Annotated in this window: 8 protein-coding genes; 4 read left to right on the top strand and 4 right to left on the bottom strand. The window is 72.3% G+C overall.

Annotated features, from left to right (window positions below; genetic code table 11):
- Positions 1 to 395 precede the first annotated feature (395 nt).
- Positions 396 to 1,589 carry an MBL fold metallo-hydrolase gene (locus tag IE94_RS0131520; protein ID WP_030191119.1) on the top strand — a complete coding sequence of 398 codons (1,194 nt, stop codon included), beginning with the start codon at positions 396 to 398 and terminating at the stop codon, positions 1,587 to 1,589.
- 116 nt (positions 1,590 to 1,705) lie between these two features.
- On the opposite strand, the gene IE94_RS0131525 is transcribed toward IE94_RS0131520, so the two are convergent.
- Entirely contained in the window at positions 1,706 to 2,068 is a 363-nt protein-coding gene (locus IE94_RS0131525; protein WP_030191122.1) for a hypothetical protein, read from the bottom strand.
- Between the two features lie 178 nt (positions 2,069 to 2,246).
- Between IE94_RS0131525 and IE94_RS0131530 the strand changes: the two genes are divergently transcribed.
- Together IE94_RS0131530 and IE94_RS0131535 are read left to right on the top strand one after the other, a co-directional pair.
- A complete protein-coding gene (locus tag IE94_RS0131530; RefSeq protein ID WP_157849410.1) occupies positions 2,247 to 2,921 on the top strand; it encodes a VTT domain-containing protein in 675 nt (224 codons plus the stop codon).
- A 104-nt stretch (positions 2,922 to 3,025) separates the two neighbouring features.
- Complete coding sequence (locus tag IE94_RS0131535) at positions 3,026 to 3,442, top strand: GAF domain-containing protein (RefSeq protein WP_030191127.1); 417 nt, start codon at positions 3,026 to 3,028, stop codon at positions 3,440 to 3,442.
- A gap of 53 nt (positions 3,443 to 3,495) precedes the next feature.
- Here IE94_RS0131535 and IE94_RS0131540 read toward each other — a convergent pair whose 3' ends face one another.
- Both IE94_RS0131540 and rhaS read right to left on the bottom strand, forming a co-directional pair.
- Entirely contained in the window at positions 3,496 to 4,743 is a 1,248-nt protein-coding gene (locus tag IE94_RS0131540; protein WP_030191129.1) for a ThuA domain-containing protein, read from the bottom strand.
- A gap of 859 nt (positions 4,744 to 5,602) precedes the next feature.
- Positions 5,603 to 6,682: a rhamnose ABC transporter substrate-binding protein gene (gene rhaS, locus IE94_RS0131545; RefSeq protein ID WP_030191132.1), complete on the bottom strand. Its 1,080-nt coding sequence runs from the start codon at positions 6,680 to 6,682 to the stop codon at positions 5,603 to 5,605.
- Positions 6,683 to 7,047: 365 nt separating this feature from the next.
- Between rhaS and IE94_RS0131550 the strand changes: the two genes are divergently transcribed.
- Entirely contained in the window at positions 7,048 to 7,944 is an 897-nt protein-coding gene (locus tag IE94_RS0131550) for an acetoacetate decarboxylase family protein (protein WP_245235353.1), read from the top strand.
- Positions 7,945 to 8,053: 109 nt separating this feature from the next.
- On the opposite strand, the gene IE94_RS0131555 is transcribed toward IE94_RS0131550, so the two are convergent.
- A partial coding sequence (locus IE94_RS0131555) for a non-ribosomal peptide synthetase (protein WP_157849411.1) occupies positions 8,054 to 16,700 on the bottom strand: 8,647 nt, incomplete at its 5' end.

Below are 16,700 nucleotides of genomic sequence, written 5' to 3' on the forward strand. Positions count from 1 at the left end.
GAGACGCCCGGCGTGCCTCGTCCACCCACTCGCGCGCCTCGTCCACCGCTCCCGCGCCCGGGACCGCGACACGGTGCCGGGTACGACGTGAGCCGCACCGCCGGCCCGTCCAGCAGTACCGCCGGCAGCCGCGGGGCCGCGGGGCCGGGGGGCCGGAACGTCCGGCTCGGGGCGGGAGGACTCACCGGCGGCCACACCTCGGCGAACCCGCCCTCCGCCGACGGTCCGGCCCTCGTACGGCCTTCCGCGGACGGCGTCGCGCCGGCCAGCGGCTTCTTCGGCGTCCTTCCAGCTCGTGGTGGACCGGGGGAACACGGATGTGACATCCGTCGTTCGAGGTGACGTAGGACGAGACGACCATCATGAGAGCCAGAACCACTCCACCTGGAGGTACCGTGGCCGCCTTCCGTTCCCCGAGTCCCGGGTTCAGCGTGCCGCGGCCCGCGGCCTTCGGCGTGGACCCGAGCGGTGAGCGCATGGCGCGCATCCGCAGATCGCCGCACTTCCGCGACGGTGTCTTCCAGAACCCCGGAGGCACCGCCCGGACCCGGCCCTCCGGATCCGCCGCCGAATTCGCCAAGAGCTACTTCGACAAGGAGGCGCGGCTGCGCCGGTCCCCGCGAGGGACGGTCCCGGTGCACGCCACCACCCTGGCCGACCTCGCCCGGCCACCCGCCACGGGACTCCGGCTGACCTGGATGGGCCACTCCAGCGTGCTCGCCGAGATCGACGGGCAGCGTGTGCTCTTCGACCCGGTGTGGGGCGAACGCTGCTCGCCGGTCCCCTTCGCCGGCCCCAAGCGCCTGCACCCGGTGCCGCTGCCGCTCGCCGCCCTCGGCCCGGTCGACGTCGTCGTCATCTCCCACGACCACTACGACCACCTGGACATGCCGACGATCAAGGCGCTGGCCGGGACTGACACCCTGTTCGCCGTGCCGCTCGGCGTCGGCGGCCACCTGGAGCACTGGGGAGTCTCCCCCGACCGGCTGCGCGAGCTGGACTGGCACGAGTCGACGCGCGTCGGCGGCCTCACCCTCACCGCCACCCCGGCCCGGCACTTCTGCGGCCGAGGGCTGCGCAACACCCAGCACACCCTGTGGGCCTCCTGGGTCGTCGCCGGTCCCGAGCACCGCGTGTACCACAGCGGGGACACCGGCTACTTCGACGGCTTCCGCGACATCGGCGCCGCGCACGGCCCGTTCGACGCCACGATGATCCAGCTGGGCGCGTACGCGGAGTTCTGGCCGGACATCCACATGACCCCCGAGGAGGGTGTCCGCGCCCACCTCGACCTCCAGGGCGGCCGGCCGCACGGTGCCCTGCTGCCGATCCACTGGGGCACGTTCAACCTGGCGCCGCATCCGTGGGCGGAGCCGGGGGAGTGGACGAAGGACGCGGCCGAGGAGGTGGGGCAGGCGGTGGCTTTCCCGTGTCCCGGTGAGCCGTTCGAGCCGGCGGGGGAGCTGCCGGGCCAGGCGTGGTGGCGGGCGGTGTCGGGTCCGATCGCGCGTCCGTGGCGGCGTCCGCGGGTGGTTGAGGGTGTGACCCGGACGAGCAGGGAGGATCTCGACCTCGCGGGGGAGCGGTGAGGCTCAGCGCCAGTCCAGGACCACGCGAGTAGGGCGGGTCGTCGTACCGGGCCGCACGACCGGCGTCCGAGGGCGAGCGGTCGTGGCGTCGTGGGGCCGGCCCGGCACGCACGGGGTCAGGTGCGCGGCAGCCGTGCGGTGAGTGAGTACAGGCGGGTGGTCTGGGTGGCACGCTGGTTGTCGTCACTGACCAGCAGGAGCCGCAACCGGCCGTCCGGGGTACGGCCGGTGACCGTGACACCGTCGATGCCGTTCGTGTCGTGGGTCAGCCCCGACAGCTCGGCGACCGGAATCCCCGCGGACGTCGTCTTGTCCAGCGCGTCGGAGAAGCCGTCGATCTCGACCCGGGGCGAGCACACATGCCGCGCCGACGCGGACGCGGCGTCCGTCGAAGCGGTGGCGCGGGCCGGGGCAACGGTGACGGCCGTACAGGCGAGGGCCGTCAGAACCGGGGCTGCGACCGAGAGAAGTACGCGCATACGTATACGCAACCCTTCTGCTGTCGAGGAAGGCTGATCCCGCTTCGAACTGCCGGAATCGCGGGAGGAGGGGGCAGCGGCCCGGCTGCGCGGGGTGTCGACCGAAGTAAAGCAGATACACATGTATCTCACCCACTCACTCGCCCTGCGCGGCCACCTTGATCGATACCCTCCCGCCATGCGACTGTTCTGGCTCGTGATGGCGCTCTTCGCCGCGATACTTGTCCCCTTTCTCCTCTTCGGGGACTACTTCGAAGCCCTGGCCTCCCTGGCGGCGGAGCACCGGCTCTCCACGCCCGGCGCCGTGGCCGTGATCGCCGGTCTCCTGGCGCTGGACGTGTTCCTCCCCGTGCCGTCCAGCGTCGTCTCGGCCGCGGCGGGAGTGCTGCTCGGGTTCTTCTGGGGTACGGCCGTCGTCTGGGCGGGTATGACGGTCTCCTGCGTGCTGGGCTATCTCGTCGGGGCGCGCTCGACGTCGCTGACCCGGCGGCTGGTGGGTGAGGCGGGACTGGCCCGGGCCGCTGCCACCGCGCGGCGCCACGGCCTGATCGCCCTCGCCCTGTGCCGCCCGGTGCCGGTCCTGGCGGAGGCTAGCGTCGTGCTGGCGGGCACGACGCGGGTACGTACGGGCAGGTTTCTGCTCGTGTGCGGGTCGTCCAATCTCGGTGTGGCCGCCGTGTACGCGGGTGTCGGAGCGTGGTCCGTCTCGGTCAACACCTTCCTGCTGGCGTTCCTCGCCGCGTTGGCGCTTCCGGGGCTCGCCCTGGTGGTGGCCGGCCGGTGGACGGGCCGTGCCAGGACGGCGCGTCGGCGGCCCGGGAGGGCGGACGCGGACCGCGGGGCCGCCGTCTGATGAGGGGCCGGGCGAAACGGGTGCGCCGCGTGCACTGGCATGCGCCACACACATGTTTCGTCATCCGAGTGCGATCGCGTGTGCGCTCCCGTACGATCCCCCGCATGTTGGATGAGTCGACAAACGTTTGGCTGCGCGATCTGCTCCACCGCCACGATGCCGTCGCCGGCACGATCCACGTGGTGCGTGAGGATCTGCTGCACATCGAGACCGCACACAACATCCCGGCCAAGGTCCAGGAGGTCACCGCGCGGATTCCCCTCGGCAAGGGAATGGCGGGCCTGGCCTGGCAGCGGGACCGGCCGGTCCAGACCTGCAATCTCAAGGACGACGACAGCGGCACGGTGAAACCCGGCGCCAAGGCGGTGGACGGCAAGGCCGCCGTGGCCCTGCCCGTGCACGGCACGGACGGTGCCGTCCGTGCCGTCGTCGGCCTCGCCTGGTCCGACGAACGCGAGCTGACCGAGGGTGAGTTGACGAAGATCGTCGACGACGCGGAGTCCTTGCCGCACCTGTGGTGATCCGCGTGGCGCCGCAGGGCACCGCGCGGATCACCTCACCCCCGTGACCTCGGTCAGGGCAGTGTCCAGCTCTGGTTGGCGGAGCCCGCGCACGACCAGATCTGCAGGCGGGTGCCGTTGGCTGAGCTGGGGCCCGTGGCGTCGAGGCACCTGCCGGACTGCGGGTTGACCAGGGAGCCGTTCGCGCCGGGGCGCCAGACCTGTGATCCGGTGCCGTTGCAGTCGTAGAGCTGGACCCGGGTGCCGTCGGCGCTTCCGGCCCCGGTGACGTCCATGCACTTGCCGAGGGCGGTGAGCGTCCCGGTGCTGGTGACCGTCCACTTCTGGGCCTCGGTGCCGTTGCAGTCGTAGAGCTGGACGGCCGTGCCGTTGGCCGTGGACGCGCCGGCCACGTCCACGCACTTGCCGCCGTAACCGCGGATCGGGCCGGTGGTGCTCGTGGGCGGGGTGACCGGGCCGGACTGGCCGGCGGCCCACTTGATCTCCTGGAGGAGCAGCTGGTTCTGCTGGGGGCTGGCGAACGTCGACGACAGTGCGGTGTCGGTCGCGTAGTTCATCGCGTTGTGGCCGAAGTTGTTGTACACCATCCGGTAGTCGCGGTTGGACCACACGATCGGGTAATAGCCGCTGTACCAGGTCTGCGCGGGGTCGGTGCCGATCGGGAAGGTGGACGGGGCCATGGACGCGAGGATGTTGATCGCCGGGTTCTGCCGCAGGTCGTTCTGCCAGGCGTACCACTCGCTGACCGAGGAGGTGATGGTGCCCGGCAGGTTCGCCGTCGCCGGGTGGGTGCGGTCGTCGATCTGGAGCGTCTCCGCGGTCGGCCCCCAGGTGTTGCTGCGGAAGGCCCCGGTGCCGAGGAAGGTGTTGTGGAACCAGGGCCAGGACATCGTCGCGTCGTTGTACGCCGCGACGTGGAATCCGATGAACCCGCCCCCGTCGGCCATGTAGGTCTGGAAGGCGGAGCGCTGTGAGGCGTTGTCGGGATAGTCGTCGAGGAACATGACGACCTGGTAGTCCGCCAGGGCGGCGGAGTTCAGGCGGCTCCAGTCCGTGGTCGCGGTGTAGGTGAACCCGTTCTGGGGGCCGGCCTGCGCGAACCAGGCGTTGGCCTCGCGGACGAAGCTGATGTGCGCCTGGTCGTACGTGCCGTTGTAGAAGGCGAGCACGTTGACGGCTGCGGCCGGGGCCGCGGGAGCGCTGTGCGCGGGGCCCACCTGGAGACCGAGGATCAACGCGAGCAGAAGGAGCAGTCTCGGTAGGGCGGGGAACCGGGGAGCGTTCGTGCGGGAGGCGACCATGCGGGCCCTTCCTCGTGGATGACCGGTTGTGGGGGACGATCTGTGACACGGGACCTCGGCGCCGGTGCCTGCATTGAAAGTGACCGGGCGTGCACATGTCAACATTGGTTCGTACCTTTTCCTGAATCGTCCCCGGCACGTGGCACGCGCTTTTTCGGACAGTCGCGGCAGTGGTGAGCGGGCATCCGTGCGGGCGGTCGGGCGGGGCGGGTCGCCAAGGAACATGCCCTCGCCTGGCTCATGCGTGGTCGGTGGACAGCCGGACGGTGATGCTGAGCCGCCCTGCGCGTGGGGACCGGGCTGGCGAGAAACGGACCCCCTGGAGAGTTGGTGACACAGAGCGGTGAACCCCCCGGGGTGAACCGTCCCGTTCACCCGATGAGGCATGCGGGGCAGTGTCTGCTCCGCATCCTCGACCCATCGAACAACCCGCTGAAACAAGGAAGTTCATGAGCGGCATCGCATCGATGCGGCACGACTTCGACGAGATCGACACCGACAAGGACGGCTTCGTCACGGCCGCCGAGCTCGCCGCCTCCCTGCAGACCAACCCCAAGGTGAGGACGACAACGTCGCGGCGGTCGTCAAGATCGCCGACGAGGACGGCGACCGTCGCATCGACTTCGAGGAGTACGCCGCGCTCGTCCGGTAATCCGACCGGCATCCGCTTCCTGTGGCCGCGCGCGGTTCCCGCGCGGACGACCGGTGTGACCGGTTGCCGAGGCGGCCCGCCGAGCGAGGGGAAGGTGTGTGCCCTCCCCTCGTGCTCGGAGCTCGGAGCTCGGAGCTCGGAGCTCGGAGCCCGGAGCCCGGAGCCCGGGGCTCGCGAGCCCCGTCGGGCCGTCCCGGCGTCACGACCTCAGAAGTCGTAGTCGTCGATGTTCTTCGCGTTGAACTCCGTGGGGTCGCCGAGGGTGATGACCCCGTTCTTGCCCACCTGGAACCAGCCCATGTCGCCGGCCTCGAACATCTGGCCCTCCCTGCCGGTGATCTGACCGGAGGCGAGGGCCACCGCGGCGCGTCCCGCCAGTTCGCCGAGCTTGGCCGGGTCCCACAGGAGGAAGGCCTCGACGGTGCCGTCCTTGACGAAGGGACGCATGTCGTTGGGCGCGCCGAGGCCGGTCAGCCGCACCGTGCCCTTGTACTTCGACTGGGACAGGTACTCGGCGGCTGCCTTGATGCCGTTGGTGGTCGGGGAGATGATCCCCGCCAGCTTGGGGTGGGACTTGAGCAGCGCCGCGGCCGCCTCGTAGGACTTCTGCGCGTCGTCGTCGCCGTACGCGATGTCGACGAGGTTCATCTCCCCGTACCGGGGGTCCCTCTTGGCCGTCTCCTTGATGCTGCGGATCCACGCGTTCTGGTTGGTCGCCGTCCGCGCGGCGGAGAGGATGGCGAAGTCGCCCTTGTAGCCGGTCTGCTTGCCGAGCAGTTCGAGCTGCGAGATGGCGATGTCCTCGGCGGAGGCGGGCGAGACGAAGACGTTGCGGCACTCCGGCCTGGTGTCCGAGTCGTACGTCACGACCTTGACGCCCTTGTCCAGCGCGGCCTTGAGGGAGGTGCACAAGGCGCTGGGATCGAGCGCGGAGACGGCCATGGCGTCGACCCTGTCCTGGACGAGGGCATTGACGTACGACACCTGTCCGGCCGTGTCGGCGCCTCGCTGCGGTCCCACCTCCTTGGCGCGCGAACCGAGCTTCTTGACCGCCGCGTCGCCGCCCTTGTCGGCCACGTCGAAGTAGGGGGTGCCGACCTGCTTGGGGAGGAAGCCGACCGTGAGCCCTTCGCGGGTGGGCGCGTTGGGCGAGGCTTCGCCCTGGACGGCGTTCGCGGACCCGGGGGAGTCGTGGGCCGACGAGTCGCCGCACGCGGTGGCGAAGAGGCTGAGGGAACAGAGGGTGGCCAGGAGCAGTGGGGTGTGCCGTGGCGTGGGCCTGTGCATGTGCTTCTTCCGGATGGATTGAAATGAAACGTGCCAAAGGACGCCGACCGATCACATGTGGGCTGCACCACGGGTCACGTGTGAGCAAGTGAAAGGTTTCAGCGCATCATGGTGACGCTAAGCAGAGTTGCCGTCACCGTCAATGGGGTAGCCGTCAAATGTCCTTGGTCGGGCGATACTCGGAGCAGGTGTCTCACCCGTATCGTCTCGCCCGAGGCCTCCACACCCGGTCGCGAAGAGGTGTGCCTCGGGAGAAACATGAGTGAACCGGGCAGTCGCCGTGACCGTCTTCCAGGTGTCCGACCGCTGAGAAACATCACACCTGTCCGGTGTCCGTGCGGCGGTGTCCGACGGAGGAGGAAGACATGATGACGGAAGACGCTTCGAGCCTCCGGGGAGGAGGACCGCGGGCCGACGGGCTCGCGGCATCGCCCGGGTCCGAGCCCGGCCTCGCGCTCAGCGAACGCGCTACGGCCAAGGTCCTCGGCGCACCCCCGTGGCACTACGCGGGCACCGTGGTGGGCGTGGAGTTCTGGACCACCCCCGAGGCGGCGGCGCAGGCACTGCCACCGGCCCTGGCCCCGCAGGACACCCGCGGCGCCGGGCACGGCTACGCCCTGTTCGCCGACTGGCAGGTCTCCGGCGGACACCGGGAGTACCTGGACCCGGTGCGCAGTCAGTACTCCGAGTTCCTGGTGCTGTTGGACGCGCGGTGGCAGGACACGTCCGTCGCCTGGTGCCCCTACCTCTACGTGGACAACGACGCGGCGCTGGCCCGCGGCTGCTTCCAGGGCTTTCCCAGGAGGCTGGGCGGCATGCACCAGAGACTGGGCCGCGTGTACCAGACACGGGCCTTCCCGGTCGCCGGACAGGCGGCGCCCTCCGTGGCGGCGGGCGGCATGTTCGCGGCCAGTGCCCGTGTCGCGGGCCGCCGACTGGCCGAGGCGGCCGTCACCCTGGAACGGCCTGTCGGCGAACTCCCCGGGCTGGAACGCCCCGCCGTCAACCTCACGCACTTCCCCGGCCGGGGAGCCCACCGCGCCGCCGAAGCCTTCGGCCAGGCGCCCGGCGGGGCCGTCGTCGAGGACCTCCGGGTCGCCGAGTGCTGGACGGGCGGCGGCACGCTCAGCTTCCTGCCGGTGGCGGGCGAGGAGCTGGCCGATCTGGCCGTCGTGCGGACGGGGGAAGGGTTCCGCGGCTCCTTGTCCTACACCGTGACGGACTTGGCCGCCCCCACCGGCCCGGACGCCGACGCGGGCTGAGCGCCTCAGAGGGCGCCCCGGCACGAGCGGACCGGAGCGGTCCGGGACCCCTCGCCCTACGGCGACGGGCCCCGGCGGGGGACCGCGGGACGCGGACGTCGAGGCCGGGTCAGCGCGACCGGCCGTCGCGGTCGTACGCGCTGACGGCCGCCCAGATCCTCTCCAGGTGCTCCGGGAAGACGATGTCGTGGTGTCCGCAGTCCACCCTGAGTTCCTCGATGTGCCCGGAGATGGCCGGCGCCCAGTCCCCCACCGGGTCCACGGAGGGCGGTTTGTCGGCGGTCGCCACCACCAGGAACGCGTCTCCCTCGTACCGCCGGGGTGTGTGGGTGAGGTACAGGTGGCCGTTGTTGAGGATGATGCGTCGCGCTATGGCGAACTCCTCGTCGGTCAACTGCACCGGGTTGGCCCGGATGTAGTCGTCCAGGTTCTCCAGCCGGAAGCCGTCTCCCGCCGGGTTGCGCGCGGACTCGTCGGATGCGGGACCCGGACCGGGACCGATGGGGTCCGCGGCGGTGTCCGGCCCGGCGGCCCCCTGGTTGCGGCGCTCCGTCTCCAGGGACGGGAAGGAGTCGAGCAGGACCAGGGACGCGGTGCGTTCACCGGCCTCCTGGAGCTGCACCGCGATCTCCTGGGCGATGACACCGCCGAGGGACCAACCGAGGAGGTGGTAGGGGCCGTCCGGCTGGATTCTTCGCATCTCCTGGAGGTACTGGGCGGCCATCTCCCGCAGGGAACCGGGCAGCGGGGCCTGGTCGTAGAACCCGCGGGCCTGGAGACCGTAGAGGGGCACCGATGCGGGCACATGGCGGGCGAGCGGCGCGTAGGCCCAGCTCAGTCCGGCCAGCGGGTGGACGCAGAACAAGGGACTGTCCGTTCCCGTGGCGCGCAGGGGAAGGACGGTGCGGAAGGCTTCCCACTGGGTCGACGGCCCCAGCCGCGGGGCGAGTTCCGCGACGGTCGGTGCCGTGAACAGGGCGCGGAAGGGCACGTCGACGTGCAGCCTCTCGCGGATCACCGTGACGAGCCGGGCCACGAGCAGTGAGTGTCCGCCCAGTTCGAAGAAGGAGTCGTGGATGCCCGCCCGGGGAATGCCGAGCACTTCGGCGAACAACGCGCACAGGAGCTCCTCCCGCGCGGTGCGCGGCTCGCCCGACGGTTCCCTGGCCGCGGGGTCGAGGGAGGGCAACGCGTCGCGGTCCACCTTCCCGTTGGCCGTCAGGGGCAGCGCGTCCAGGACGGTGAGGGTCGCGGGGATCATGTGGGCGGGCAGCAGGGCGGACAGCTCCGCACGGACCCGTTCCTCCGTGAGGTCCCCGCCCGGCGCGGGGACCACATGGGCGGCGAGCAGCCGTCCGGCGGGGCCGTCCTGCCGCACGGTGACCGCGGCCTGCCGCACGCGGGCGAGGGACAGCAGCGCGGACTCGACCTCTCCCGGTTCGACGCGGTAGCCGCGGATCTTGACCTGCCGGTCCGCGCGTCCCAGGAACTCCAACTGCCCGTCGCGCCCCCAGCGCGCCAGGTCACCCGTTCGGTACATCCGCTCGCCGGGCCTGCCGTAGGGGTCCGCGACGAACCTGTGTGCCGTCAGTCCGGGACGGTTCAGATAGGCACGGGCCAGTCCCGTCCCCGCCACGTACAGTTCGCCCGCCACACCCGGCGGACACAGCTCCAGACGCGCGTCGAGCACATACGCCCGCGAGCCGGGCAGGGGACGGCCGATGGGCACGCCGGTGGCGCCGTCGAGGTCCTCCGGACGCACCGTGTGGGTGGTGGAGAACGTGGTGTTCTCCGTGGGGCCGTAGCCGTTGGTCAGACGCAGGTGGGGGAGGCGGTCCAGCAGGGCCCGGCAGTGGGAGACCGACAGGACGTCGCCGCCGGCGAGCAGGTGGCGTACCGGACGGAAGATCTCCGGATCGGCGTCCACCATCTCGTGGAAGAGGCCCGCCGTCAGCCAGCAGACGGTGACGCGGTGGTCGGCGAGGAACTCCTTCAGCTCCGCCGGTCCCATACGGCGGTCGGCGGGCAGGGCCAGTCGGGCTCCGTTGAGCAGCGCGCCCCAGATCTCGAACGTCGCGGCGTCGAAGGAGACCGAGGCGAGCTGGGCGACCGTGTCACCCGGCGCGAGCGTGACGTGGTCGCCGGGCGCCACCAGATCGAGCACCGCACCGTGGGGCACGGTGGTGCCCTTGGGACGTCCCGTGGAGCCGGAGGTGTAGACGACGTACGCGGGGTGGCCCGCGACGAGCGGGGACGTGCGGTCACGGTCGCTCAGGTCGTCGCCGGGGACGGTCGCCGGCGCACCGGACCCGGCGAGGCCGTCGCGGGGCGTGGTCGCCGGCGCACCGGAGTCGTCCAGGTCCAACGTGGGGACGTCCAGGTCCGGCAGACCCGCGCGGGTAGCGGGGGTGGTCAGCAGGAGGACGGGCCGGGCGTCGTCGGCCATGTACGCGATGCGCTCCGCGGGATAGGCCGGGTCGACCGGCAGGTAGGCGCCCCCCGCCTTCAGGACGGCCAGCAGCGCCACCACGAGCAGCGGTGAACTGTCCAGGGCGACCGCGACCAGGCGCTCCGGCCCCACCCCGTGCCGGACGAGCACCCGGGCGAGCCGGTTGGCGCGCGTGTTCAGGTCCCCGTAGGTCCACTGGACGCCACGGTGGACCAGGGCGGGCCGGTCGGGTGCGGCCGCCGCGTACCGCTCGAAGAGGGCGGGGACCGAGACCGATGCTCGCGCCTCCCCCGCGGTGTCCGCGCCCGGGCCCGGGACCGCGGTGAGGACGTGCCCGCGCTCGGCGGCACCGAGTACCGGCAGTTCGCGCAACGGCAGGCCGGGATCGTCCCGCAGCGCGGCGACGAGAGCGCCGACGGTGTTCTCCAGCAGGGCGCCGACCAGGTCGGCATCGACGGCGTCCACGGCCTGGACGGCCACGGAGAACCCGGTGGTGAAGTCGTCGACGGAAACGGTCAGCGGGTAGTTGTTCCGCTCCCGCGAGAACAGCACCCGCGCGCCCTCCAGCACCGGGCCGGAGCCGGGCGGGCTGCTGTAGCGGTAGTTGAACAGGGAGGTGAAAAGGGGACTCTGCGGCGGCAGTCCGCTGGCTCGCTGGGCCACCGCGAGCGGCGCGTGCTCGTGCGCGAGCAGCTCAGCGAGGCTTCGCCGCATGCCCGCCACGGCCTCGTGGACACCGTGCGCGGCGGTGTCCACGCGGACCGGCAGCGTGTTGATGAACAGCCCGGGGACCCGGTCGGCCCCCTCGCCGCCCCGCAGTCGCCCGAACAGCAGGGTGCCGAAGACCACGTCCTGCCGTGCCGACGTCGCCGCGACCAGCCGTGCGAAGGCCACGTGGAAGAGGACGGCCGGACTCACGCCCAGCTCGCGCGCCGTCTGCCTCACCTGCCCGGCCAGCACCGGGTCCACGGCCCGTGAGGCGTCGCGGACCGTCGACCCGTCACCGCGGACGTCGACCAGGCCGAACGGAGCCGTCGGCTCGCTGACGTCGGCCAGCAGACCGCGGAAGAACGCCTCGTGCTCCTCGCGGAGCGTGTGCCGACGCGCCCGCACGACGAACTCCCGGAAGGGAACGGGGACCGGAAGCAGGTCTTCCCGGCCCTTCATGACCGCCGCGATCTCGCCGATCAGGACGTCGAGACCGGTGTGGTCCTGGATGAGATGGTGCACCTGCACCAGGACCGGCCACCGGCCGTCCACCGGCTCGCGGCTCATGGTCACCCGCAGCAGCGGGGCCTGCCCGAGCGGCATGCGGGAACCCGCGGCGGTCAGCAGTTCCCCGACGACGTCCGCGCCGCCGTCCGGCAGCGGCACCTCCCGTACGGGCACCACGGCCCGGCGCACCACCACCTGTACGGGCTCCGCGAGCCCCTCCCACACCACGGCCGTGCGCAGGATGTCGTGACGGTCCACCACCCGCTGCAACGCCGCCAGGAAGTCCGAGCGCCGGTCGCGGGTGTCGAAGGCGAGCACGGTCGGCAGCACGTACACGTCGCTGCCGCCGTCCGTACTCAGCAGGGAGTGGAAGAAGATGCCCTCCTGCAGCGGGGCCAGCGGATAGACGTCCGCCATGTTCGCCGGGCCCCCGGGTGTCCGCCGCGCGACGGCCGCCTTCAGGTCGGCGGGCGGCGGCGGGCCGGGGTCGGACTCCCGCACGTCCGCCGACGGGGTGCTCGCGGCAGCCAGCCCCGCCACGGTCGGCGAGACGAACAGGCTGCGGATGTCCACCGCCAGGCCTTGCTCCCGGAGCCGCTCGGTCAGCGTGACGGCGGCCAGGGAGTGCCCGCCCAGCTCGAAGAAGGAGTCGTGGATGCCGACGCTCGCCACTCCGAGCACGTCGGCGAAGACCGCGCACAGCAGCTCCTCCGTCGCGTCGCGCGGGCCGTCCGCGGCGTGGCCGCCGGATTCCGGCTCGGGCACGGGCAGGGGCAGGGCCTCGCGGTCGAGCTTGCCGTTCACCGTCAGCCGCAGCTCCTCGACCACCGTGACGGACGGCACCATGTACGCGGGCAGCAGCCGCTCCAGGTGGGTGCGCAGGGTCCGGCCGGTCACCCCGGCGGCGGCGGGGTCGAGCACCGCGTAGGCCACGAGCCGCCGGTCCCCGTCCTGGCCCTCGCGCACGAGCACCGCCGCCTGGGCGACCGCCGGGTGCGACGCCAGCGCGGTCTCGACCTCACCCGGTTCGATCCGGAAACCGCGGATCTTGACCTGGTCGTCGCTGCGCCCCAGGTACTCCAGTTCGCCCGCGGCGTTCCACCGCGCCAGGTCCCCGGTCCGGTACATCCGGTCCCCGGGGCGCCCGAAGGGGTCCGCGAGGAAACGTCCGGCCGTCAGCGCGGGCCGCCCCAGGTACCCCAGCGCCACACCGCTGCCGCCCACGTACAGTTCGCCCGCCGCACCCGGCGGCAGGGGACGCATCCTCGCGTCCAGGACATAGGCCCGCACGCCCGGCACCGGCCGCCCGATCGGACTGCCGTGCGCCGTCCGCCCGACGGCGTCGGCCGTGAGGGTGACATGGGTGACGTGCACCGTCGTCTCCGTGATGCCGTACATGTTCACCAGGCGCGGAGCGTCCGGGGCGTGGCGGTCGTACCAGGCGGCGAGCCGAGCGGTGTCCAGCGCCTCTCCGCCGAAGATCACCAGCCGCAGGCGGAGTCGCTCGCCGGTGCGGGGGTCCGCGGAGTCCGCCGTGTCCAACTGGTGGAAGGCGCTGGGCGTCTGGTTGAGGACGGTGACCCGCTCGCGGGCCAGCAGGCGCAACAGGTCGCGTGGGGAGCGGGAGACGTCGAAGGGGACGACGACCAGCCGGCCGCCGTGGACCAGCGCGCCCCAGATCTCCCACACCGAGAAGTCGAAGGCGAACGAGTGGAACCAGGCCCACACGTCCTCACCGGTGAAGTGGAAGGTGTCCCGCGTGGCCCGCAGCAGGGCGGCCACGTTCGCGTGGGTGACGAGCACACCCTTGGGTCTGCCGGTGGAGCCCGAGGTGTAGATCGCGTAGGCGGGGTGTGCCGCGGTCACCGGGGTCGGGCGCTCGGCGTCGGTGACGTCGCTCCCGTCGGCCGCCGCGAGGAACCCGACGGTCGCCGCGTCGTCCAGGACGACGCGGACCGTGCCGTCGCCCTCGGGCAGCGAGGCCGCAGTCGCGGAGTGGGTGACGACCAGGGCCGCCCCGGCGTCGCGCAGGGTGTACGCGATCCGCTCGGCGGGGTAGCCGGGGTCGAGGGGCAGATAGGCCGCCCCGGCCTTCAGCACCGCCAGAGCGGCGGCCACCAGGTCCTCGGAACGGTCCAGGGCGACGCCCACGAGATCTCCGGGACCGGCGCCCCGGTCGATCAGGAGCCGTGCCAGGCGGTTGGCCCGCCCGTTAAGTTCCCGGTAGGTGAGCGCGCGTCCGCCGTGGGCCACGGCGACGGCGTCGGGGCGCAGGGCGGCCTGCCGCTCGACCATCGCGTGCAGTGTGCTGGTGGGCGGGGCGCCGGGAGCATCGGCGGGCGGCGGTCTTAGGAGCCGGTCCCGCTCGCGCGCCAGCAGCAGGTCGACCTCGTCGATCCGCAGCCCGGGATCGCCGGTCAGCAGGTCCAGGACGTGCGCGAAGCGCTCCCCGAGCAGCCGGGCGGAGGCCTCGGTGAACAGCTCCGTGGCGTACGTGAGGGTGCCGGCGAGGCCCGCGGCGCCGCCGTCGTCGGACACCTCCGTGAACTCGAACGTCAGATCCAGCTTGGCCGGGGTGTGTCCGGTCGGCACGGCCCGCGCCGTCACACCCGGGAGGCCGACGACGGCCTCGGCGTGGTTCTGCAGCAGCAGCATCACCTGGAACAGGGGGTGCACGGCCGTCGACCGTTCCGGGGACAGGTCCTCCACCAGGTCCTCGAAGGGAAGTTCCTGATGGGCGAGGGCCCCCAGCACCACGTCCCTGGTCCGGGACAGGAGCCGGGAGAACGAGGGACCGCCGCTCAGATCGTGGCGCAGGACCAGGGTGTTGATGAACGGTCCCGCCAGCAGGTCGAGCTTCTCGTCCGTGCGTCCGGCGACCACCGTGCCGACGGGCAGGTCGTGACCGCCGCCCAGGCGCGACAGCAGGACGGCGAGGGCGGCCTGGAGGATCATGAACGGCGTGACGTCGTGGGACCGGGCGAGCGCGGCCAGACGCCGGTGTGTGGACGCGGACACACGTATTCCGACGCTCGCCCCCTCGTGGCCTGCCGTGGCGCGGCGGGCGCGGTCCAGCGGCAGGGGCGTCTCGCGCGGACTGCCCTTCAGCACCGTGCGCCAGTAGGCCAGTTGACGGTGACGCACTCGGTCGGGACCGTCCCCGGCGTCGAGCAGCCGCGACTGCCAGCGGGCGTAGTCCGCGTACCGCACCGGCAGTTCGGGCCAGTCCGGCTCCCGCCCTTCGGCGCGGGCGCGGTAGGCCACCGAGACATCGTGCGCCAGGACCGACATGGACCATCCGTCGCTCGCGACGTGGTGCACGTTGAGAACCAGCACCCAGGCGTCGGCACCCGCGCCGAGGAGGCCGACCCGCAGCGGGGCCTCGCGGGCCAGGTCGAACCGGTGGGACGCCGCCTCCTCGATCCGGACCGCGAGTTCCGCGTCACCGAACGGGCCGGGCTCCACCGTCAGCACCCCGGCGCAGGCGCTCACCGGCAGCAGCCGTTGCCGGGGTTCACCCGCCACCGTCTCGATCACGGTGCGCAGGGTCTCGTGCCGCTCCATCACGTCACGCAGCGCGGCATCGAGCACCTGGACGTCCAGCGCCCCCTCCAGCCGCATGGCCGCCGTGACGTTGTACGTGGCACTGGGGCCCTCCAGCCGCCCGAGGAACCACAGCCGCCGCTGGGCCGGGGACAAGGGCACGTGCGCCGGACGCGGACGCCGTTCCAGCGGGGGGCGCCGACTGGCATCCGATCCGGCCAGGCGAGCCGCCAGCCCCGCGACCGTGGGGTGCGAGAACACGTCCGCCAGCGGCAGTTCCGCACCCGTCGCGGCCCGGACACGGCCGGCCAGGCGGGTCGCCAGCAGGGAATGGCCGCCCAGGTCGAAGAAGGAGTCGTGCACCCCCACCCGGGGCAGACCCAGCAGATCGGCGAAGGCCGCGCACAGGATCTCCTCCAGCGCGGTACGGGGGCCGTCCTGCGAGGTCCGCGAGGCGAAGTCGGGTTCGGGCAGGGCACGCCGGTCGAGCTTGCCGTTCGCCGTCAACGGCAGCGCGTCCAGGACCACCACGGCGGTCGGCACCATGTGGGCGGGCAGCTTCCGGGCGACGTGGGCCCGCAGGTCGCTGTCGCGGACCGCGCCCGAGTCCCGCGCCGGGACCGCGTAGGCGATGATCCGCCCGTCGCCGGGCCGGTCGTCCCCGCGCACGACCGCCGCCGCTGCGGTCACGCCCGGATGAGCGAGCAGCGCCGCTTCGATCTCGCCGGGTTCGATCCGGAAACCGCGCACCTTCACCTGGTCGTCGGTGCGGCCCAGGTACTCCAGCAGGCCGTCCGCCCGCCACCGCACCAGGTCCCCGGTGCGGTACATCCGTTCACCCGGCGTCCCGAACGGGCAGGCCACGAAACGCTCCGCGGTCAGCCCCGGCCGGCCCAGGTAGCCCTGCGCCAGTTGCGCACCGGCCAGGTACAGCTCACCCGCCGCCCCCACGGGTACCGGACACAGCCCGCCGTCCAGCACGTACACCCGGGTGTTCCACACCGGGCGGCCGATCGGCACCCCGCCCTCGGCCGGTGCGTCGGCCGCGCGGACACCGAAAGCCACACAGCCGACGGCGGCCTCGGTCGGGCCGTACTCGTTGACGACCGTCACCTCCGGACGCGTCGCCCGCAGCCGGTCCAGCTGCTCACCGTGCAGTCCCTCACCGCCGAGCACCAGCTCGCCCGAGGGCAGCGGCCCCGCGTCACCGCCCGACAGCAGGGCCAGATGGCTCGGCGTCGCCTTGAGGAACGTCGGCGCCCGCCCCGCCGGAGGCGTTTGCCGCAGGTCGCCGCCGTACAGGGTGCCGCCGCGTGTCAGCGTCCCGAACAGGGCGGTCACGGTCAGGTCGAACGCCACGGACGAATGCAGCAACGCCGAGCCCGAAAGCCCCGGATAGGTGTGCGCGGCCCACGCCAGGTAATGGCACACGGCCCGGTGACTGACCACGACACCTTTGGGTTGTCCGGTGGAGCCGGAGGTGTGGATGACGTAGGCGGGGTGGGTGGGGTGGAGGGGGGTGTGGCGGTCGTGGTCGGTGAGGTTGTGG

It is taken from the genome of Streptomyces violaceorubidus, from assembly GCF_000717995.1.
Lineage (GTDB): Bacteria > Actinomycetota > Actinomycetes > Streptomycetales > Streptomycetaceae > Streptomyces > Streptomyces violaceorubidus.